The sequence below is a fragment of the Pseudomonas sp. R45(2017) genome, assembly GCF_002112305.1.
GTDB classification, from domain to species: Bacteria; Pseudomonadota; Gammaproteobacteria; order Pseudomonadales; family Pseudomonadaceae; genus Aquipseudomonas; species Aquipseudomonas paraglycinae.
In genome coordinates, this window is sequence record NZ_NEHH01000010.1 from 224,268 (window position 1) to 245,235 (window position 20,968).

General features: G+C 61.8%; 13 protein-coding genes and 1 other RNA gene. 6 read left to right on the plus strand and 8 right to left on the minus strand.

Translation table 11 applies throughout. The features are described 5' to 3' along the window. Positions 1-49: 49 nt before the first annotated feature. Positions 50-799: an ABC transporter substrate-binding protein gene (locus CAF74_RS23155; protein ID WP_085747891.1), complete on the plus strand. Its 750-nt coding sequence runs from the start codon at positions 50-52 to the stop codon at positions 797-799. Positions 800-808: 9 nt separating this feature from the next. Here CAF74_RS23155 and CAF74_RS23160 read toward each other — a convergent pair whose 3' ends face one another. From CAF74_RS23160 to CAF74_RS23190, 7 genes are all read right to left on the minus strand, one after another. Further along, positions 809-2,764 carry a hypothetical protein gene (locus CAF74_RS23160; protein WP_085747892.1) on the minus strand — a complete coding sequence of 652 codons (1,956 nt, stop codon included), beginning with the start codon at positions 2,762-2,764 and terminating at the stop codon, positions 809-811. A 230-nt stretch (positions 2,765-2,994) separates the two neighbouring features. After that, positions 2,995-3,091, minus strand: an RNA gene (gene ffs, locus CAF74_RS23165) — signal recognition particle sRNA small type. Between the two features lie 111 nt (positions 3,092-3,202). Next, positions 3,203-4,369 (minus strand): putative zinc-binding metallopeptidase, encoded by a 1,167-nt coding sequence (locus tag CAF74_RS23170; RefSeq protein WP_085747893.1) that lies wholly within the window; start codon positions 4,367-4,369, stop codon positions 3,203-3,205. Between the two features lie 92 nt (positions 4,370-4,461). Further along, positions 4,462-6,819: an NAD-dependent DNA ligase LigA gene (gene ligA / locus CAF74_RS23175; RefSeq protein ID WP_085747894.1), complete on the minus strand. Its 2,358-nt coding sequence runs from the start codon at positions 6,817-6,819 to the stop codon at positions 4,462-4,464. 87 nt (positions 6,820-6,906) lie between these two features. Further along, positions 6,907-7,773: a cell division protein ZipA gene (gene zipA / locus CAF74_RS23180; RefSeq protein ID WP_064378762.1), complete on the minus strand. Its 867-nt coding sequence runs from the start codon at positions 7,771-7,773 to the stop codon at positions 6,907-6,909. Between the two features lie 258 nt (positions 7,774-8,031). Continuing rightward, entirely contained in the window at positions 8,032-11,520 is a 3,489-nt protein-coding gene (gene smc / locus CAF74_RS23185; RefSeq protein WP_085747895.1) for a chromosome segregation protein SMC, read from the minus strand. A 2-nt stretch (positions 11,521-11,522) separates the two neighbouring features. Next, complete coding sequence (locus CAF74_RS23190) at positions 11,523-12,182, minus strand: GntR family transcriptional regulator (protein ID WP_011333269.1); 660 nt, start codon at positions 12,180-12,182, stop codon at positions 11,523-11,525. 266 nt (positions 12,183-12,448) lie between these two features. Here CAF74_RS23190 and xdhA point away from each other — a divergent pair, with 266 nt between their 5' ends. The 4 genes from xdhA (at position 12,449) to guaD (ending at position 18,606) form a co-directional block, all read left to right on the plus strand. Next, positions 12,449-13,903, plus strand: coding sequence for a xanthine dehydrogenase small subunit (gene xdhA, locus CAF74_RS23195; RefSeq protein ID WP_085747896.1), 1,455 nt, complete (start codon positions 12,449-12,451; stop codon positions 13,901-13,903). After that, the gene (xdhB, locus tag CAF74_RS23200; RefSeq protein ID WP_085747897.1) at positions 13,896-16,289 is read left to right on the plus strand and encodes a xanthine dehydrogenase molybdopterin binding subunit; all 2,394 of its coding nucleotides are present in this window, start codon (positions 13,896-13,898) and stop codon (positions 16,287-16,289) included. The genes xdhA and xdhB overlap by 8 nt, the downstream gene beginning before the upstream one ends. A 141-nt stretch (positions 16,290-16,430) precedes the next feature. Further along, positions 16,431-17,288 carry a xanthine dehydrogenase accessory protein XdhC gene (gene xdhC / locus CAF74_RS23205; protein ID WP_085747898.1) on the plus strand — a complete coding sequence of 286 codons (858 nt, stop codon included), beginning with the start codon at positions 16,431-16,433 and terminating at the stop codon, positions 17,286-17,288. Positions 17,289-17,301: 13 nt separating this feature from the next. Then, positions 17,302-18,606: a guanine deaminase gene (gene guaD, locus CAF74_RS23210; RefSeq protein ID WP_085747899.1), complete on the plus strand. Its 1,305-nt coding sequence runs from the start codon at positions 17,302-17,304 to the stop codon at positions 18,604-18,606. Between the two features lie 178 nt (positions 18,607-18,784). Here guaD and CAF74_RS23215 read toward each other — a convergent pair whose 3' ends face one another. After that, the gene (locus CAF74_RS23215) at positions 18,785-19,549 is read right to left on the minus strand and encodes a GntR family transcriptional regulator (protein WP_007952027.1); all 765 of its coding nucleotides are present in this window, start codon (positions 19,547-19,549) and stop codon (positions 18,785-18,787) included. A 224-nt stretch (positions 19,550-19,773) separates the two neighbouring features. On the opposite strand from CAF74_RS23215, the gene CAF74_RS23220 reads away from it, so the two are divergent. Then, positions 19,774-20,964: a benzoate/H(+) symporter BenE family transporter gene (locus CAF74_RS23220; protein WP_085747900.1), complete on the plus strand. Its 1,191-nt coding sequence runs from the start codon at positions 19,774-19,776 to the stop codon at positions 20,962-20,964. Positions 20,965-20,968 lie beyond the last annotated feature (4 nt).

The following is a 20,968-nucleotide window of genomic DNA, read 5'->3' on the forward strand; positions in this document are numbered from 1 at the left end:
ATGAGCGAGGGCTTTTGTCGGCTCGGGATCGGGAATTACCGGAGCGTTTATGCGGTGGGCCGTGGGGGCATTACTGGGATTGAGCCTGAGCGCGATGGCGTCGCAACCGCCGCTGCGCTTCGTGGTTGCCGACAGCTGGGCGATGCCGATGGTGCAGATCGAACGCGGCCGCCCGACCCAGGGCATCCTCTACGACATGATGCTCAGCCTGGCGACCCAGATCGGCGTGCCAGCACAATTTCACGTCCTGCCCCGCGCCCGGGTGCAGAACGCCATGGAACACGGCGAAGTCGACGTGCGCTGCTATGCCGCACAATCCTGGCTGCCGAACCTGTCTGGCGATTACATCTGGAGCCTCCCGCTGTTCTTCCAGCGCGACCTGCTGATCAGCCGTCAGGACCAACCACCCAGCGCCGATCCGGCCCACCTGCCCCGCCAGTCGATCGGCACCGTGCTCGGCTACAGCTACCCCACGCTACAACCGATATTCGACGCCGATCGACTCTGGCGCGAAGACGCGCGCAATCAGGAGCAGGTGCTCGACAAACTGTTGGCCGGGCGCTACCGCTACGCCGTGAGCAATCAATGGACCCTGGACTGGTTCAACCAGCGCCTGCTGCCGGGGCAGCAACTGCAAGCGGTGGCGGTGTTGCAGGAGCAGAAGGTCGGCTGCTATGTGCGCAACGACCCGAATGTGCCGGTGCAGCGGATATTGAGGGCGTTGCTGCGGATGAAAATGTCGGGGGAGATTGATGACATTATCCGGTTGTATACCGGTGGTTCGGGCGGCGAGCCGTAAGCCAGACCCTCAATGCCCCGCCGTATCACGAAACCGCTGGTACTCGTGATACTCCACCCACTCGACCACATCGTACGGCACGTATAGCTTCAGCCTGGCCCGGGAGATGGCGATGTACACGGCGCAGATCCGTTGATCGAACGCGTAGGCATCCTTGAATTTCTCGTTGGTCAGCAGCCCCGGCGTCAGCAGCACCTTGTCGAACTCCATGCCTCCCGCCTCTTCCGCGAGCATCAGCAGGCAGCCGTTGCCGGCGTTATCGATCATTCGGTTCAGGCGCGTCAGGTCGGCAATCATGAAGCCGTTTTCCAGCTTGTCCTTGACCCGCAGAAACGACTCGTCGAACTGATTGGCGTCGCACACGGCCTGCCAGTCAGGCAGGTCGCTGAAGTACGGATGCACGCCGTTTTCGCTGAATTCGGAACGGTAGAAGTCAGGTTTGAACAGTTCGATGGCGGTGGCCATGAAATGCTTGAGTTCATCCTGGGTGCGCTTGTCCGGGAATCTGAACTTGCAGTTGGAGTCGTGCAGGTGGATAGCCCAGATCATGCTGTCCCACGGCGATGCCGTCAGCACTACGCAACCCTCGGACGGTACGAAACCTTCCGGGTACTCCTTGATAACAACATCGGCGTCACTGGCGCCTTCGAACGGAATCTTGCCCTTCTGCGAGTGCCGGGCGATCAGCGGATTGACCAGCCGTTCGACGTTGCGACCCGAGCGCACGGAATAGCTGATATCGCTTTGGCGAACCTCACGGTGCCGTTTGACCGGCACACCGCTGGCCTGCTGGTACTCGTCGCCGAGGGTGACCAGCACCTGACGACCGCGCTCGATGATCTGCAACAGCGATCCGGGAATGTCCTGGCTCTCATCAATCAACACGTGCGTGTAGCGCGCCGGCACCACGCAGCCGGCGATGCAGGCGCGCTTGATCATCAGCAGCGCTTCGAACCCGGTCTGGCTGCCCCACGCTGGATTGAGCTCGAGGTAGCCCCACACCCGGCTCGAATACTCCAGCAACACCTGAGCGTCGACGCTGGAGAGTGGCTGGTTGAAATGCGGCAGATGCTTCGCCGAAAACGTGTGATCGCGGAAGCGGCAGTAGCGCTCGATCACTTTGAGGCAGAGCTCAAGGGTCGCCGGCCCGTCGTGGTGGCGGAAACCGAAGATATTCAGTTCCTGCGCCAGCGCCTGACGGGTCGGGATTCGCCCTCCCTCCGCCTGAGGCCTGCGCCCGAGCATCAGCGACTGCGCAAACGCCAGGAAGGTCTTGCCGGCCTTCTTCTCGCTCGGCCCCAGCATGCGCTGACGAAGGACTTCGAGCTTGGCCGGGGTGCGCGCCAGCAACAGGGTCTTTTCCGGGCGCAGATGCTCCAGCAAAGCGACCAGCAGATGGCTTTTGCCGATACCCGCGTAACCTTGAACGTGCAGGTCTTCGTCCAGATTGGCGCGGAAGGTTCTGACCAGTTTGTCCTGCGCCGGGCTTAACCAGCGCTCGCGGTAACGGGGCGTCACTATCGGCTGGGTGAACGGGTCATGGCTGCGATGGCGCCGCACCTTGTATTCGAAGTCCCACTGGCCGTCGGGCAACAAGTAGTCGCGTGCGGATACTTCTTCGGCCAACAGAAAACGCAGGTTCAGAGGATTCAGGACCTTCAGGCCGAAATACAGTTTGCGCGGATCGAACAGTCGCTGCGCTTCCGACAGCAGGCCCGCGGTCGTTGCCTGACGAGTATCCACAGCCCACGCCAACAGCTTGGCCAGAATTTTCTCTGCCGCCACGGCGCCGAGATCCTGCTCTTTCGTCTGCACCAGATTCTGGATGACCAGCACCGCCGCCAACTCCGGATCGGTCAGGCTTTCGAGGGTTTTGGCCCCACCTGCCTGCAACAGGTTCGCGCAGGTTTCATCCGTGACGGGCAAGAACACAGGGCTGGATAGATCGGAATGTTCCGGGAGCATAAAACCTCGCGGCCAGGGCGCGGACCTTGCAAGGTCAATCCTGGCCAGACTCTTCATTTATTTCGGTGGCTGCGAGTATGCGCGATTGCAGGGGAAATGATTACCCCGTGTCGGCGCACTCGGGAGCAGGAGGTTTGGGTACGAGCCGCCAAATCGCAGGCATAAAAAAACCGCAGTGGGCGAAACCCATGCAGTTCAGTCGACGCGTTCGATGTTCGTTAAGGTGGTAACCCTACCAGCCACACCCCGGCACACAATGTTCCCGCTGTGGCTGCTGCCTTCCGGCTCTGACCAGGTTCACGGGTAATCGTTGCGGGGGGACCGATAGGGTCACCATAACGACGCTCGCCTGTCGGCGAGCCGCGCCATTGTACCTATCTGAGACGAAGTTACAACCGCTGGTTGAAGATTAAAAATATGAAGGGCTTCAAGCACTTGCTATTGCGCTTGCAGCACCTCGTCCGCGCGGCCGCCCTCTTGCTGGATCACCAGATGAATGAAGTGCAGCTTGGCGATCGCCGCCGGCGGCAGGACGAACGGATAGAAATCCGGCTGGCCCATGCTGCGCGACAGTTCGTTGAGCATCCCCGCCAGTTCGATCCACGCGTTGACGAACGACAGGAACGCCGCGCCGCCAGGATGCTCGGGGTCGTACAGCGTGCTCGACGGAAACGGCTGGTAGTCGAGGTCCATCTCCCGGGCACTCATGCCGAAGCCCAGCGCCGTATCCACCGCGTCCATCATGTGCAGGTAATGCGCCCAGGTTTCCGCCCAGTCTTCCCACGGGTGCATGGTGGCGTAGGCGCTGACGTAATGCTGCGGCCAGTCCGCCGGCGCGCCCTGTTGATAATGCCGCTCCAGCGCCTCGGCATAACTGGCGCGTTCATCGCCGAACAGGTTGCGGAATGAACCGAGCCACGGACCGTTGTCGATCAGGCGATCCCAGTAGTAGTGCCCGACCTCATGACGAAAGTGCCCAAGCAGCGTGCGATAGGGTTCGTGCATCTGCGCCCGAACCTGCTCGCGGTGGGCGTCGTCGGCTTCTGCGATATCGAGGGTGATCAGGCCGTTGGCGTGACCGGTCATCGGCGCGTTGCCTTGCAGATCAACGCCGATGAAATCGAAGGCCAGGCCGGTGGCTTCGTCGACGGTTTTCGGGACGACCGGCAGGCCAAGGCTGATCAGTTGCGCCACCAGTCGCCGCTTGGCGATTTCCACTTTGCGCCAGCGTTCGGGGTTTTCCGGGACGGACAGATCGGGGATGGTGCGGTTCAGAGCACAGGCCGCGCACAGGGTGTCGTGATCATTGGCGGGCAGCAGCCAGTTACAGGCTGCCGGTGTATCAAGGTTGGCGCAGCGCCGGAACAGCCCGGCCTCGGGATCGACGTCCAGCGTCCAAGTGCCCTCTTGCGGCCCCGGTTGCAGCGAGGTCAGGCGACTGTGTTCCGGTTGATAACCCAGCGCCGCGTTGCAGGCCAGGCACTGACTGTTGCGAAAGAACAGCGACTGGCCGCAGCGGCACGGCCAGATTTTGCTGTTGCGCGAGGATTCGCCCATGAACGGCGCGACGATGCGGGAACTGAGCTGCTCGAAAAAGCGGTACATGGCGATCTCTCCCTTGGGCTTGCCAAGACTAGATCATTCCCGCCCAAAGATCGTTCCCACGCTCTGCGTGGGAACGATCACCTGTCGATCAGTCAGGCGCTGATACCGTGCCCTTTCAGGAACGCGATAAACGCCTCCTCATCCATCACTTTCACGCCCAGTTCGTTGGCCTTGGTCAATTTCGACCCGGCGCCCGGCCCGGCGACCACGCAATGGGTCTTGGCCGACACGGAGCCGGCGACCTTGGCGCCGAGGCTTTCCAGGTGTTCCTTGGCGACGTCGCGGCTCATCAGCTCGACCTTGCCGGTCAGCACCCAGGTTTCCCCAGAAAGTGGCAGACCTTCGACGACTTTCTTTTCGCTCTGCCAGTGCATGCCGAAATCGCGCAGTTGCTTCTCGGCGTCTTCAGCCAGTTGACGATGCTCGGGCAAGGCAAAGAACTCGCGAACCGAGTTCGCCTGCTTCTCCGGCAATGCCTGGCGCATGTCCAGCCAGTCAGCGTTCATCACCCCTTCCAGCGTTTCGAACTTGTCCGCCAGCTTCTGCGCCCCGCCCGGCCCGACCGAAGGAATGTGCAGCTTGTCGAGGAAGCCGCCCAGCGTGGTGCTCGCGGCAAACTCGGCGCCCAGCTCGCCCTGATCCTGAATCTGCAAACCGTGGCCCAGCAGCTCGGTGATCACCTGCTGGTTGTGCGCATCTTCGAAGAAGCTGTGAATCTCGTGCGCCACTTCCAGGCCGATGTCCGGCAAGTACGTCAGCACCTGCGGCAAGGCTTGCTGAACACGCTCCAGCGACCCCAGCGAACGCGCCAGCACCTTGGCCGTCTCTTCGCCGACATCCGGAATGCCCAGCGCATAGATGAAGCGCGCCAGACCCGGCTTCTTGCTGTCTTCAATCGCAGCCAGCAACTTGTTGCTCGAAACCTCGGCAAAGCCCTCGAGGTCGACGATTTCTTCGAACTTCAGCGCGTAGAGATCGGCCGGCGAACTGACCAGACCTTCGTCCACCAGTTGCTCGACGCTCTTGTCGCCAAGGCCTTCGATGTCCATCGCGCGACGGGAGACGAAGTGAATGATCGCCTGCTTGAGCTGCGCACCACAGGCCAGTCGGCCGACGCAGCGATACACCGCACCTTCGCTGATGGTTTCCTTGCCCTTGCTGCGTTTGACCAGTTGCGTGCGTTCGACATGGGAGCCACAAACCGGGCAGCTCTCGGGAATCTGCACCGGCCGCGCATCTTCGGGACGACGCTCGGTCACCACCTGCACCACTTGCGGTATCACGTCACCGGCGCGGCGAATGATCACTGTGTCGCCGATCATCAGACCCAACCGGGCGACTTCATCCATGTTGTGCAGCGTGGCGTTGGCCACGGTGACGCCGGCGACCTTGACCGGTTTCAACCGCGCCACAGGGGTGACGGCGCCGGTGCGGCCGACCTGGAATTCCACGTCGAGCAGTTCGGTGAGTTCTTCCATCGCCGGGAATTTGTGGGCGATGGCCCAGCGCGGTTCCCGGGCGCGGAAGCCCAGTTCGCGCTGGTCGGCAATGCTGTTGACCTTAAACACCACGCCGTCGATTTCATAGGCCAGCGAATTACGGCGCTCACCGATATCGCGGTAATAATCCAGGCATTCGCCGATGCCCTTGGCCAGTTTCAATTCGTGGCTGATCGGCATGCCCCAGGCTTGCAGTTGCTTGAGGTTGCCGATGTGGGTGTCGGAAATATCGTGGGACACCTGACCGATACCGTAGCAGCAGAATTCCAGCGGCCGGTTGGCGGTGATCTTCGAATCCAGCTGGCGCAGGCTGCCGGCGGCGGCGTTGCGCGGGTTGGCGAAAGTCTTGCCGCCGACTTCCAGTTGCGAGGCGTTGAGGCGCTCGAAACCGGCCTTGGACATGAACACTTCGCCACGCACTTCCAGGGTCGCCGGCCAGCCCGTGCCGTGCAGCTTCAGCGGGATGTTGCGCACGGTGCGCACGTTGACGCTGATGTCTTCGCCAGTGGTGCCGTCGCCGCGCGTGGCGCCGCGTACCAGCACGCCATCCTGATACAGCAGGCTGACCGCCAGGCCATCGAGTTTCGGCTCGCAGCTGTATTCCACCGCCGCGCCACCGCCGAACAGGTCGCCGGCCGGGAGATCCAGACCTTCGGTCACCCGGCGATCGAACTCGCGCATGTCGGTTTCTTCGAAGGCGTTGCCGAGGCTGAGCATCGGCACTTCGTGACGCACCTGGGTGAACGCGGTCAGCGCCACGCTGCCGACACGCTGGGTCGGCGAGTCGCTGGTGATCAATTCCGGATTGGCCGCTTCCAGCGCCTTGAGCTCGTGGAACAACCGGTCGTACTCGGCATCCGGAATGCTCGGCTCATCGAGGACGTGGTAACGGTAGTTGTGCTGATCGAGTTCAGCGCGCAGCTCTAGAATGCGGTCTTTGGCGGCAGTCATGGGTGTTCTCTCATAAAGCAAAAGAGCAGCCGAGGCTGCTCAATCTATTTTGCCGATTGCCCCTTTATTGCGAGGCAACCTTTTCAATCAACGCTTCTGGGTCAGGGCGCGACGTTCGAATTCGACGATGCGCTGACGGTAGTGCTCGATGGTCTGCGCGGTCAGGACGCTGCGCTGGTCATCTTTCAACTCGCCGTTCAGTTCCTGGGACAGCTTGCGGGCTGCCGCGACCATCACATCGAAGGCCTGCTTCGGATGACGCGGGCCTGGCAGGCCGAGGAAGAAGCTCACCGCCGGGGTGCTGAAATGGTCGATGTCGTCCAGATCAAAGATGCCCGGCTTGACCGCGTTGGCCATGGAGAACAGCACTTCACCGTTGCCGGCCATGCTTTCGTGACGGTGGAAGATATCCATCTCGCCGAAACGCAGACCGCTTTCCAGAATGTTCTGCAGCAGTGCCGGGCCCTTGAAGCCGGCCGGGTCGCGGCAGATCACGCTGATCACCAGCACTTCTTCGGCTTGCGGCTGATCTTTATCAGCAACCGCCGGCGACGACTTGGCGGCAGGCTCGACGAAATCATCGTCGCGGCTGCTGAAGCTCGGGCCGCCGTCCAGATCCAGATCGAGGTTCAGGTCGCCCTGGGCCGGACCGTTGCTGCCGCGCTTGCCGCGCTTGGAACCGGATTCGCGAGGCTCGCGTGCTTCGCGGGCCGGCATGCTCACCGATGGCAGATCGTGTTCGTCCAGTTGCGGCTCTTTATGGGTATCCAGCACGCGGGCCGGGCCCAACAGCTCAGCGCTGGTGTCCTCGTCCGGCAGGTTGGACAGACTTCGGTCAAGACGGAATTTCAGTTTTCCCTTGCCGCCGCGCATACGGCGCCAGCCATCGAAAAGAATACCGGCTATCACAATGATGCCGATGACGATCAGCCACTCGCGCAGACCGATTTCCATGTAATCCCGTGCCTCTATAAAAAATGCTGAAAAATAAGGGGTTTACACTGTGCAAACCGCTTTAAAACGTGGCGCCAACTCTATGTTCTGACAGGCGTTTTGCCCACGTATACGAAAAATTGACATTAAACTAGCACGACCAAAGACAACTTTACACCGTCTGTCTCATTGGCTTGCGCGATTATATCGATTGGCCAGCAAGTCGAAGCCGGTAAATATGTCCTACAGACTACAAATACCTTTTCCGACAGCGCCGGCTCAGGCATCCACCATCGCCATCGCCTCCTCGACATCCACGGCTACCAGTCGCGAACAACCCGGCTCGTGCATCGTCACGCCCATCAACTGGTCAGCCATTTCCATGGCGATCTTGTTGTGGGTGATATAGATGAACTGCACGGTCTGCGACATCTCTTTGACCAATCGTGCGTAGCGTCCAACGTTAGCGTCATCCAGTGGTGCGTCAACTTCATCGAGCATGCAGAACGGCGCCGGATTCAACTTGAAGATCGCAAAAACCAGTGCCAGCGCGGTCAGGGCCTTCTCGCCACCGGAGAGCAAATGGATGGTGCTGTTCTTCTTCCCGGGCGGCTGCGCCATGATCGTCACCCCTGTATCGAGTAGATCTTCGCCCGTCAGTTCCAAATACGCCCGCCCGCCACCGAAAACTTTCGGGAAAAGCGCCTGTAAACCGCCATTGATCTGATCAAAGGTATCTTTGAAACGGTTACGGGTTTCCTTGTCGATCTTGCGGATGACGTTTTCCAGGGTCTCCAGGGCTTCGACCAGATCGGCGTCCTGGGCATCCAGATAACGTTTACGCTCGGATTGTTGCGTGTATTCGTCGATCGCCGCGAGGTTGATCGCGCCCAGGCGCTGAATGCGCGCGGCAATGCGTTCAAGTTCTTCTTCGGCAGCCTTCTCGCTGGCCTCGGCGGTCAGGGTGTTGAGCACGCCGTGCAGATCGTAGCCGTCTTCCAGCAATTGATCCTGCAGGGCCTTGCGGCGCACGGTCAGGGCTTGCCATTCCATGCGTTGCTGTTCGAGCTGGCCACGGATCAATTGCGATTGCTGCTCGGCCTGGGTCCGGCGTTTTTCCGCGTCGCGCAGTTCGCGATCGGCATCTTCCAGGGCGATCTGCGCGGTCTTGAGTTCGTCGTCGACGCTCATGCGCTTGTCGAGCAACTCTTCGAGTTTGAGGCGCAACTCTTCCAGCGGCGCCTCGCCCTCCTCCAGATTCAGGCTGAGCTGTTCACGTTTTTCGGTGAGGCGCTCGGCCTGCATTTCCAGACGTTCAAGGGCCTGGCGGGTCGAATCGTGTTGTGCGCGCAGCGAGCCGAGGCGCACGGCCAATTGATGGGCGTGATCCTTGTGCTGGCGCGCTTCCTGACGCACCCGATCCAGGCGTTCGCGCAGGCTGTCGCGCTGGGCCAGCAGCAATTCGCGCTGCTCGGTGTCGAGGGCCATCGCGTCGAGAGCGTCCTGCAACTGGATCCGCGCTTCGCCGATGTTTTCGTGTTCCAGCTCGCGCTGCTCGGCGAGCTCCACCAGTTCTTCGTCGAGACGGGTGCGACGCAGGTTCAACTGCTCGGCCTTGGCTTTACCGGCGGAAAGCTGAGCTTTCAGTTCGCCTTGCTGACGGGCTTCGTCCTGCAACAGTCGACGCAAATGTTCGCGACCGTTTTCCTGCTGACGCTGTTGCGCGCGCAGGGTTTGCAGACGGGTTTCCATGGCCTCGACCGTGGCTTCACGCTCTTCGCGTTCCGCATGCAGCGATTCGATTTCCTGGCCGCGCGCAAGCATGCCGCTTTCGGCTTCACTGGCGCGGCGCACCCGCAGGAAATGCCGGCCGACCCAGTAACCGTCGCGACTGATCAGGCTCTGGCCGGCAGCCAGTTGGCCACGCATAGCCAGCGCCTGTTCAAGGCTGTCGACCGGCTTGACCTGAGCGAGCCAGGGCGACAGATCGACCTGCGCCTCGACCTTGTCCAGCAGGCTGCCGGCCACGCGCACGCCGTCGTTGCCGGGGCTGAGCAAACGCAGATCGCCCTGGGCAAAACCAGACAGATCGAAGCCGTCGAAATCATCCACCAGCACCGCTTGCAGGTCGGCGCCGAGCACGGTTTCCACCGCCAGCTCCCAACCGGCCTCGACCTTCAGGCCTTCGGCGAGACGCGGGCGCTCGGCGAGGTTGTGTTCCTTCAGCCATTCGGCAGTGCCGGTGCCCGGATCGAGCGCGGCCTGCTGCAAGGCTTCCAGCGATGCAAGGCGACCATTGAGGCGCTGCAAATCGCCCTGCGCCTGTTGCTGCGCGGTCAGCGCTTGCTGCAATTCCTGACGCAGTTGCTCAAGTTTTTCGACCTGGGCTTCTTCGCTGGTCTGCAAATCTTCAAGGGTGGCTTCGGACTCGGCGAGCTGTTCGCTGAGTTCCATGATCGCCGCGTCTTCCGGATCGGCCGACAGCAGCGCGCGCTCTTCGCCCAGACGCTTTTGCCGATCGGCCAGGCGCTCCATGCTGGTTTCCAGCTGCTGGATGCGCGACTGCTGCACTTCGGCCTGACGACGGGGTTCGGCGGCGGTCAAATTGAAGGCGTCCCACTGCTCCTGCCAGCCGTGCATGACGGCTTCGGAATCTTCCAGCGCAGCGGCAGCTTCTTCGGCCGCGGCGTTGGTGATTTCCTGCTCGGGGGTCAGTTGATCGAGCTCTTCGCCGAGGGTCAGCAGCAAGGTGCGGTCGTGGCCCAGGTGCGATTCGGTTTCGAGGCGTGCGCGCTCGGCTTCTTTCAAATCGTCCTGCAATTGGCGCAAGCGCTGCTGGCCGTGCTGGATGCTCTGCTCGACCCGGGCGATGTCGCCGCCGACCGAATAGAAGCGCCCCTGCACCAGATTGAAGCGCTCGGACAGGTCATGGTGCCCGTCGCGCAGGCGTTCAATCGCCGCGTCGGCGTTGCGCTGTTCGGCGACCAGCGCTTCAAAGCTGATTTCCTGGTTGCCGATGATCGATTCGCGCTGACCGACCTGATCGTTCAGATCCTGCCAGCGCAGGGCCGACAATTGCGCCTTGAGCTGGCGTTCTTCGGCTTTGTATTCCTGATACTTCTTGGCGGCCTCGGCCTGACGGTGCAGGCGTTCGAGCTGGCGTTCAAGCTCTTCACGCAGGTCAGTCAGACGGGCAAGGTTTTCGTGGGTTCGACGGATGCGGTTTTCGGTCTCGCGCCGGCGCTCCTTGTACTTGGAGATGCCGGCGGCTTCTTCGATGAAGTTACGCAGGTCTTCCGGCTTGGACTCGATCAGCTTGGAGATCATCCCCTGCTCGATGATCGAGTAGCTGCGCGGGCCGAGGCCGGTGCCGAGGAAAATGTCGGTGATGTCGCGACGACGGCATTTGGCGCCGTTGAGGTAATAAGTCGTCTGGCTGTCGCGGGTCACTTTGCGGCGAATCGAGATTTCCGCATACGCCGCCCACTCGCCCAGCAGCGTGCCGTCGGAGTTGTCGAACACCAGTTCGATGCTCGCCTGGCTCACCGGTTTGCGGCTGGTCGAGCCGTTGAAGATGACGTCGGTCATCGACTCGCCACGCAGGTTCTTGGCCGAGCTTTCGCCCATCACCCAGCGCACGGCGTCGATGATGTTCGACTTGCCGCAACCGTTCGGCCCGACGACCGCCGCCATGTTACTGGGGAAGTTCACCGTGGTCGGATCGACGAAGGATTTGAACCCCGCCAGCTTGATGCACTTGAGCCGCAAGGTCAGGCAACCGTCAGGGCGGACACCACCAGATCGCAGCTGCGCTGGGCGTAAGCCGTCAGCACGATGCGGATCTGCGGCAGGTCACGGGCGAGGACGGCGGCCAGCAAGCGTTCGAACAGTTCGAGGAATTCGCTCATCTCGGCCTTGCGCTGCTCCAGCGCGAGGAAGTACGCACGGCTCATGGCCGGTTGCAGGTTCTCGACGGTTTCCTGCAGGTACGGGTTGTTGGCGAACGGATACGCGGCGCGCATCACGTTGAAGCTGTCGTCGACGAAGGTGCGGATGTCCTGACGCTCGTAGCTGGCGGTCAGACGCTGCTGGATCTGCACGAACGGCGCCATGTCGGCCTGGGTCTGCCAGCCATTGGCCACGGCGTTGCCGAGCAGGATGTACAACTCGCTCATCAACGTGCACAGGCTCTGCACCTTGTGCGCCGTCAGCTCAGTGACGTGGGCGCCGCGGCGCGGCAGGATCGCGATCAGGTGACGGCGCTCGAGGATCAGCAAGGCTTCGCGGACCGAGCCGCGGCTGACGTTCAGCGCCAGCGTGACCTTCTGTTCCTGGATGCGCTCTCCCGGCTTCATTTCGCCGCGAATGATCCGTTCGGCGAGGTGGTGAGCGATTTGCTCGGCGAGGCTGTCCGGCGCCTTGAACGTCATGGTTGTCCTTCAAACTCTTCGATCTGCACAAGCGGCGCAGTGTAGCGCAATGCGCGGTCATGGCGGAGTGCCCGCACAGCGGTTTTTGGCACGAATCCCGCAAAAAAGCGCTTGATCCAATGAGGGTCAATACTGAAGAGACACGAGGTTGAGCGACAAAACGGTTTTTCCTGACCTTTAAGTCAGAAAACAATTGACCGAAAAGTCAGACCTGCTAAATTCGGCTCAAGTCGCTCAACAACAATAATGAGTCTGCGAGGCCTTCCGTGATCCAGTTTTTACTTAACCAGGAACTCCGTAGCGAGCACGCCCTGGACCCGAACCTGACTGTGCTCAACTACCTGCGCGAACACGTGGGTAAATCCGGCACCAAAGAAGGCTGCGCCAGCGGTGACTGCGGCGCCTGTACGGTGGTGGTCGGCGAGTTGCAGACGGATGACGATGGCCGCGAGCACATTCGCTATCGCAGCCTCAACTCGTGCCTGACGTTCGTTTCGTCGCTGCACGGCAAGCAATTGATCAGCGTCGAAGACCTCAAGCACAAGGGCGAACTGCACAGCGTGCAGAAAGCCATGGTCGAGTGCCACGGTTCGCAGTGCGGTTTCTGCACCCCCGGTTTCGTGATGTCGCTGTTCGCCCTGCAAAAGAACAGCGATGCACCGGATCAGGCCAAGGCCCACGAAGCGCTGGCGGGCAATCTCTGCCGCTGCACCGGCTACCGGCCGATCCTGGCCGCCGCCGAACAATCCTGCTGCGCCAAGCAACCGGACCAGTTCGACGCCCGTGAAGCCGAAACCATCTCCCGCCTCAAAGCCATTGCCCCGACGTCGATCGGCGAACTCAACAGCGGCGACAAACGCTGCCTGGTGCCGCTGACCGTGGCCGATCTGGCCGATCTCTACGACGCTTATCCACAGGCCCGCCTGCTGGCTGGCGGCACTGATCTGGCGCTGGAAGTCACTCAGTTCCACCGCACCCTGCCGGTGATGATCTACGTCGGCAACGTCGCCGAAATGAAGCGCATCGAGCACTTCGACGATCGCATCGAAATCGGCGCCGCCACCGCCCTCTCCGACTGCTACGAAGCGCTGAACGCCGAGTACCCGGACTTCGGCGAACTGCTGCACCGCTTCGCCTCGCTGCAGATCCGCAACCAGGGCACCCTCGGCGGCAACATCGGCAACGCCTCGCCGATCGGTGACTCGCCGCCCCTGCTGATCGCCCTCGGCGCGCAGATCGTGCTGTGCAAAGGCGAGACCCGCCGCACGCTGGCGCTAGAGGATTACTTCATCGATTACCGGGTCACCGCGCGCCAGGAAAGCGAGTTCATCGAGAAAATCATCGTGCCGCGCGCCACGGCCGAGCAGCGCTTCCGCGCCTACAAAGTCTCCAAGCGTCTGGACGACGATATCTCTGCCGTCTGCGCCGCGTTCAACCTGCGGGTCGAGAACGGCGTGATCACCGACGCCCGCGTCGCCTTCGGTGGCATGGCCGCAATCCCGAAACGCGCCGCTCATTGCGAAGCCGTGCTGCTCGGTCAGCCGTTCAACAACGCTGTGGTCGAACGCGCCTGCACCGCGCTGGGCGAGGATTTCACCCCGCTCTCGGACTTCCGCGCCAGCAAGGAATACCGCCTGCTCAGCGCGCAGAACCTGCTGCGCAAATACTTCATCGAACTGCAAACACCGCACATCGAGACTCGGGTGACCGCTTATGTCTAACCATCACGGCGTAGAGAAAACTCAAGCTGAACTGGCTGAATTGTTCGCCAGGGACCTGACCACCGGCGTCGGCCGCAGCGTCAAGCACGACAGCGCCGCCAAGCATGTGTCCGGTGAAGCGCAGTACATCGACGACCGCCTGGAATTCCCCAACCAGTTGCACGTTTACGCACGGCTGTCGGATCGCGCCCACGCGAAAATCATCAGCATCGACACCAAGCCCTGCTACGCCTTCGAAGGCGTACGCATCGCCATCACCCACGAAGATGTGCCGGGCCTGAAAGACATCGGCCCGCTACTGCCGGGCGATCCGCTGCTGGCCATCGATGACGTGCAGTTCGTCGGTCAACCGGTGCTGGCCGTGGCCGCAAAAGATCTGGAAACCGCACGCAAGGCCGCCATGGCCGCGATCATCGAATACGAAGATCTGGAGCCGGTGCTGGACGTGGTCGAAGCCCTGCGCAAACGCCACTTCGTGCTCGACAGCCACACCCATCAGCGCGGCGATTCGACCACGGCTCTGGCCACGGCCGAACATCGTATTCAGGGCACGCTGCACATCGGCGGCCAGGAACACTTCTATCTGGAGACCCAGATATCCTCGGTGATGCCGACCGAAGACGGCGGCATGATCGTTTACTGCTCGACCCAGAACCCCACCGAAGTGCAGAAACTGGTGGCCGAAGTTCTCGATGTGTCGATGAACAAGATCGTGGTGGACATGCGCCGCATGGGCGGTGGTTTCGGCGGCAAGGAAACTCAGGCCGCGAGCCCGGCCTGCCTGTGCGCAGTGATCGCGCACCTCACCGGCCAGCCGACCAAGATGCGCCTGCCACGGGTCGAAGACATGCTGATGACCGGCAAGCGTCACCCGTTCTACGTCGAGTACGACGTCGGCTTCGACAGCACCGGGCGTCTGCACGGGATCGCGATGGATCTGGCCGGTAACTGCGGCTGCTCGCCTGACCTGTCGGCCTCGATCGTTGACCGGGCGATGTTCCACTCGGACAACTCGTACTACCTGGGCGATGCGACCATCAACGGTCACCGCTGCAAGACCAACACCGCGTCGAACACCGCGTACCGTGGTTTCGGCGGCCCGCAAGGAATGGTCGCGATCGAAGAAGTGATGGACGCCATCGCCCGTCACCTGAACCTCGATCCGCTGGCCGTGCGCAAGGCCAACTACTACGGCAAGACCGAGCGCAACGTCACCCACTACTACCAGACCGTCGAGCACAACATGCTCGAGGAGATGACCGCTGAACTGGAAGAAAGCAGCCAGTACGCCGAGCGCCGCGAAGCGATCCGTCGCTACAACGCCAACAGCCCGATCCTGAAAAAAGGCCTGGCGCTGACCCCGGTGAAATTCGGCATTTCCTTCACCGCCAGCTTCCTCAACCAGGCAGGTGCCTTGGTACACGTCTACACCGACGGCAGCATCCACCTGAACCATGGCGGCACGGAAATGGGCCAGGGTCTGAACACCAAAGTCGCGCAAGTCGTGGCCGAAGTGTTCCAGGTGGAAATGGACCGCGTGCAGATCACCGCGACCAACACCGACAAAGTGCCGAACACCTCGCCGACCGCGGCCTCCAGCGGCGCCGACCTCAACGGCAAAGCGGCGCAGAACGCTGCCGAGACAATCAAGCAGCGGCTGGTCGAATTCGCCGCGCGGCACTACAAAGTCAGCGAAGAAGACGTGGAATTCCACAACGGCCACGTACGGGTGCGTGACCACATTCTGACCTTCGAAGCGCTGATCCAGCTGGCGTATTTCAACCAGGTTTCGCTGTCGAGCACCGGGTTCTACAAGACCCCGAAAATCTACTACGACCGCAGCCAGGCCCGTGGCCGGCCGTTCTACTACTTCGCCTTCGGCGCGGCGTGCTGCGAAGTGATCGTCGACACCCTGACCGGCGAGTACAAAATGCTGCGTACCGACATCCTCCACGACGTCGGCGCCTCGCTGAACCCGGCCATCGACATCGGCCAGGTCGAGGGCGGTTTCGTTCAGGGCATGGGCTGGCTGACCATGGAAGAGCTGGTGTGGAACAACAAAGGCAAGCTGATGACCAACGGCCCGGCCAGCTACAAGATCCCGGCGGTGGCGGACATGCCGCTGGACCTGCGGGTGAAGCTGGTGGAAAACCGCAAGAACCCGGAAGACACGGTGTTCCATTCCAAGGCTGTGGGTGAGCCGCCGTTCATGCTCGGCATCGCCGCGTGGTGTGCGATCAAGGATGCGGTGGCCAGCCTTGGCGACTACAAGCATCAGCCGAAGATCGACGCGCCGGCGACCCCGGAGCGGGTCTTGTGGGGTTGCGAGCAGATGCGCCAGCTCAAGGCGGTGAAAGCCGTCGAAGCTGAAACCGAGGTCGTTTGATGATCGTTCCCACGCTCTGCGTGGGAATGCAGCCGGCGACGCTCTGCGTCGCATCCTGAACAGCGGACGCGGAGCGTCCAGTGATGCATTCCCACGCGACGGTTCGACGCCTCGACGTGGGAACGATCTGAGAGGTGAGATATGTACAACTGGATCGACGCCCTCGCCGACCTGCAGAACCAGGGCGAACCCTGTGTTCTGGTGACGATCATCGAAGAGCTCGGCTCGACGCCGCGCAATGCCGGCTCGAAGATGGTCGTCAGCACCCGCCAGACGTTCGACACCATCGGTGGCGGGCACCTGGAATACAAAGCCATGCAGATCGCCCGCGAGATGCTCGCCAGCGGCAAGCAGGACACCCATCTGGAGCGCTTCAGCCTCGGCGCCAGCCTCGGCCAGTGCTGCGGCGGCGCCACGGTGCTGCTGTTCGAACCGATGGGCCAGGTGCAGGCGCAGATCGCCGTGTTCGGCGCCGGTCATGTCGGTCGCGCGCTGGTACCCTTGCTCGCCAGCCTGCCCTGCCGGGTGCGCTGGATCGATTCCCGGGAAGAGGAATTCCCCGAGCAGATTCCCCACGGCGTGCGCAAAATCGTCGCCGAGGAGCCTGTGGATGAAATCGACGACCTGCCCGCCGGCAGCTACTGCATCGTCATGACCCACAACCATCAGCTGGATCTGGAACTCACCGCCGCGATCCTCAAGCGCAACGACTTTACCTGGTTCGGCCTGATCGGTTCGAAAACCAAACGGGCCAAGTTCGAACATCGCCTGCGTGACCGTGGCTTCGACGCCAGCGTCGTGCAACGCATGCGCTGCCCGATGGGCATCGGCGAAGTCAAAGGCAAGTTGCCTGTGGAAATCGCCATCTCCATCGCCGGCGAAATCATCGCCACCTATAACGCCAATTTCGGCCAGCACACCGCCAGCGCCGAACCGATTGCCAAACTGCTGCCGGTTTCGCGCCGCAGTCAGGCCGCCACACTCAAAGCCTCAAACTGATTAGAGAACCCTCATGCCTCTGACTCGCAAAGCCTACCGCGCCGCCATCCTGCACAGCATCGCCGACCCTGCCGAGGTCGGCATCGAAGCCTCCTACGAGTATTTCGAGGACGGCCTGCTGGTGGTCGATGACGGCAAGATCAGCGCCCTCGGCCACGCCAGCGAACTGCTGCCGACCCTGCCGGCGGACATCGAGATCACGCATCACAAGGATGCGCTGATCACCCCGGGCTTCATCGACACCCACATCCACCTGCCGCAGACCGGCATGGTCGGCGCCTATGGCGAGCAACTGCTGGACTGGCTGAACACCTACACCTTCCCGTGCGAAAGCCAGTTCGCCGACAAGGCCCACGCCGATGAAGTGGCGGACATTTTCATCAAGGAACTGCTGCGCAACGGCACCACCACCGCGCTGGTGTTCGGCAGCGTGCATCCGCAATCGGTGAACTCGTTCTTCGAAGCGGCCGAGAAGCTGGATCTGCGGATGATCGCCGGCAAGGTGATGATGGACCGCAACGCGCCGGACTACCTGACCGACACCCCGGAATCGAGCTACGTCGACAGCAAGGCGCTGATCGAGCGCTGGCACGGCAAGGGTCGTCTGCACTATGCCGTCACCCCGCGTTTCGCCCCGACCAGCACCCCGGAACAGCTGACCCTCGCCGGCCAGTTGCTCAGCGAATACCCGGATCTGTACATGCAGACCCACATCAGCGAAAACCTCAAGGAAGTCGAGTGGGTCAAGGCGCTGTTCCCTGAGCGCAAGGGCTATCTGGACGTCTACGACCACTACCAATTGCTCGGCGAGCGCTCGGTGTTCGCCCACGGCGTGCACCTGTGCGACGACGAATGTGCGCGTCTGGCGGAGACCGGTTCGGCGGTTGCGTTCTGCCCGACCTCGAACTTCTTCCTCGGCAGCGGCCTGTTCAACCTGCCGATGGCCGAGAAGCACAAACTGAACGTCGGCCTCGGGACTGACGTCGGCGGCGGCACCAGTTTCTCGCTGCTGCAAACCCTGAACGAAGCCTACAAGGTGATGCAACTGCAAGGCGCACGCCTGAGCCCGTTCAAATCGCTATACCTCGCTACCCTCGGCGGCGCGCGGGCACTGCGTCTGGAAGACAGGATCGGCAACCTGCAACCAGGCTCCGACGCCGACTTCCTGGTGCTGGACTACAACGCCACGCCGCTGCTGAGCTACCGCTTGAAGCAGGCCAACAACATTGCCGAAACGCTGTTCGTGCTGATGACCCTGGGCGATGACCGCACTGTGGCTCAGACCTATGCGGCGGGCGCGCTGGTGCACCAGCGCTAACTGATCGCTTGATCGTTCCCACGCTCCGCGTGGGAATGCAGCCCGTGACGCTCCGCGTCACTGGACGCGGAGCGTCCCCAGAGGCATTCCCACGCAGAGCGTGGGAACGATCAGACGGACAAAAAAAATCCCCCGGTACTTTGCAGTCCGGGGGATTTTTATTGCCTGTCGATTCGCCTCAGAGCTTGACCGCCGGACGCCCTGGCTTCTTGGTCTGCAACAGGTGCGAGAACACTGCATGCAGATCGTCCGAAGCACTTTCCTCGTCGAGGTTGAGCTTGCTGTCGATGTGATCCATGTGATGCATCATCAGGTCCACCGCCAGCTCGCCATTGCGCGCTTCGATGGCATCGATCAACTGGGTGTGCTCGTCGTAGGAACAGTGCGAGCGGTTGCCGCTTTCATATTGGGCAATGATCAGCGACGTCTGCGAAACCAGGCTGCGCTGGAAGCTGATCAACGGCGCGTTCTTCGCCGCTTCGGCCAGTTTCAGGTGGAATTCACCCGAGAGACGGATGCCGGCACCGCGATCGCCACGGGAGAAGCTGTCGCGCTCGTCGTTGACCATCTGGCGCAGTTCGGCGATCTGCTCGGCGGTGGCGTGTTGCACCGCCAGCTCGGTGATCGCGCGTTCCACCAGACGTCGGGCGAGGAACACCTGACGCGCCTCTTCAACGCTCGGGCTGGCAACGACTGCGCCACGGTTCGGCCGCAACAGCACCACGCCTTCATGGGCCAGACGCGAGAGCGCGCGGCGAATGATGGTGCGGCTGACCCCGAAAATTTCCCCCAGCGCTTCTTCGCTCAACTTTGTGCCGGGCGCCAGGCGCTGTTCGAGGATGGCCTCGAAGATATGCGCATAGACAATATCGTCCTGGGTTCCGCTGCGGCCGGCTTTGCCTGCTCGCGGTTGTTTCTTGAGGGGTTGCAACTGTTCGTTCATGGGCACTCGAGTCGGGAAGAACGGCGGCGAATTGACCGTGACTGTAATACGGCACAGTGGGTCGCTGGCAAGTATCGCGTAAAAAACAGCGCGATTGTACACAATGGAAGGTGGCAACACGACTGTACGGCTGTTTGTGGCTTCGGCTGTATTGCAACGCTCCGTTACGTTTGAGTTTAGGCTTAAACCCGAAATCCGTGGTTTGAACAAGGAACGCCGCTGTCATGAACGAAATTACCCACACCCGACTGCGCCCGCTGGCGGACACATCGCCCTCCGCCATCGTCGCCGGGTTCATCGCGATGATGACCGGCTACACCAGTTCGCTGGTGCTGATGTTCCAGGCAGGGCAAGCGGCGGGCCTGACCAGCGGGCAGATTTCGTCGTGGATCTGGGCGATCTCCATCGGCATGGCGGTGTGTTCGATCGGCCTGTCGCTGCGCTATCGCACGCCAATCACGATTGCCTGGTCGACGCCCGGCGCGGCGCTGCTGATCACCAGTCTTGGCGGCGTGAGCTACGGCGAAGCCATCGGTGCCTACATTACCTGCGCGGTGCTGGTGACGATTTGCGGCCTGACCGGCAGCTTCGAACGGCTGGTGAAAAAGATCCCGGCCTCCCTCGCCGCCGCGCTGCTGGCGGGGATTCTGTTCAAGATTGGCAGCGAAATCTTCGTCGCCGCGCAACACCGCACCGGTCTGGTGCTGGGGATGTTCTTCACTTATCTCATCGTCAAACGCCTGTCGCCACGCTATGCGGTGCTTGCCGCGCTGCTGATCGGCACCGCGCTGTCGGGTTTCATGGGTTTGCTGGACTTCAGCGGCTTTCATCTGGAAGTGGCGACACCGGTCTGGACCACGCCGCACTTTTCCCTGGCCGCGACCATCAGCATCGGCATTCCGCTGTTTGTCGTAGCGATGACCTCGCAAAACATGCCCGGCATCGCCGTGCTGCGGGCCGACGGCTACAACGTCCCGGCCTCGCCGCTGATCACCTCCACCGGCATCGCGTCCCTGCTGCTGGCGCCGTTTGGTTCCCACGGCATCAACCTCGCAGCGATCAGCGCGGCGATCTGCACCGGGCCGCATGCCCATGAGGATCGCAACAAACGTTACACCGCTGCGGTGTGGTGCGGGATTTTCTACGGGATTGCCGGGGTGTTCGGCGCCACGCTGGCGGCGCTGTTCGCCGCGCTGCCGAAGGAATTGGTGCTGTCGATTGCCGCACTGGCGCTTTTCGGCTCGATCATCAACGGCTTGAGCATCGCCATGACCGAGGTGAAGGAACGGGAAGCGGCGCTGATCACTTTCATGGTCACGGCGTCGGGGCTGACGCTGTTTTCCATCGGTTCGGCGTTCTGGGGGATTGTCGCGGGGGTGTTGACCTTGCTGATCCTCAACTGGCGCAAGGCTTGAGGCC

Coding starts and splice junctions, on each gene's coding strand:
- CAF74_RS23155 (WP_085747891.1), top strand. CDS start 50: ATGCGGTGGGCCGTGGGGGCATTACTGGGATTGAGCCTGAGCGCGATG.
- CAF74_RS23160 (WP_085747892.1), bottom strand. CDS start 2,764: ATGCTCCCGGAACATTCCGATCTATCCAGCCCTGTGTTCTTGCCCGTC.
- CAF74_RS23170 (WP_085747893.1), bottom strand. CDS start 4,369: ATGTACCGCTTTTTCGAGCAGCTCAGTTCCCGCATCGTCGCGCCGTTC.
- ligA (WP_085747894.1), bottom strand. CDS start 6,819: ATGACTGCCGCCAAAGACCGCATTCTAGAGCTGCGCGCTGAACTCGAT.
- zipA (WP_064378762.1), bottom strand. CDS start 7,773: ATGGAAATCGGTCTGCGCGAGTGGCTGATCGTCATCGGCATCATTGTG.
- CAF74_RS23190 (WP_011333269.1), bottom strand. CDS start 12,182: ATGACGTTCAAGGCGCCGGACAGCCTCGCCGAGCAAATCGCTCACCAC.
- xdhB (WP_085747897.1), top strand. CDS start 13,896: ATGTCTAACCATCACGGCGTAGAGAAAACTCAAGCTGAACTGGCTGAA.
- xdhC (WP_085747898.1), top strand. CDS start 16,431: ATGTACAACTGGATCGACGCCCTCGCCGACCTGCAGAACCAGGGCGAA.
- guaD (WP_085747899.1), top strand. CDS start 17,302: ATGCCTCTGACTCGCAAAGCCTACCGCGCCGCCATCCTGCACAGCATC.
- CAF74_RS23215 (WP_007952027.1), bottom strand. CDS start 19,549: ATGAACGAACAGTTGCAACCCCTCAAGAAACAACCGCGAGCAGGCAAA.
- CAF74_RS23220 (WP_085747900.1), top strand. CDS start 19,774: ATGAACGAAATTACCCACACCCGACTGCGCCCGCTGGCGGACACATCG.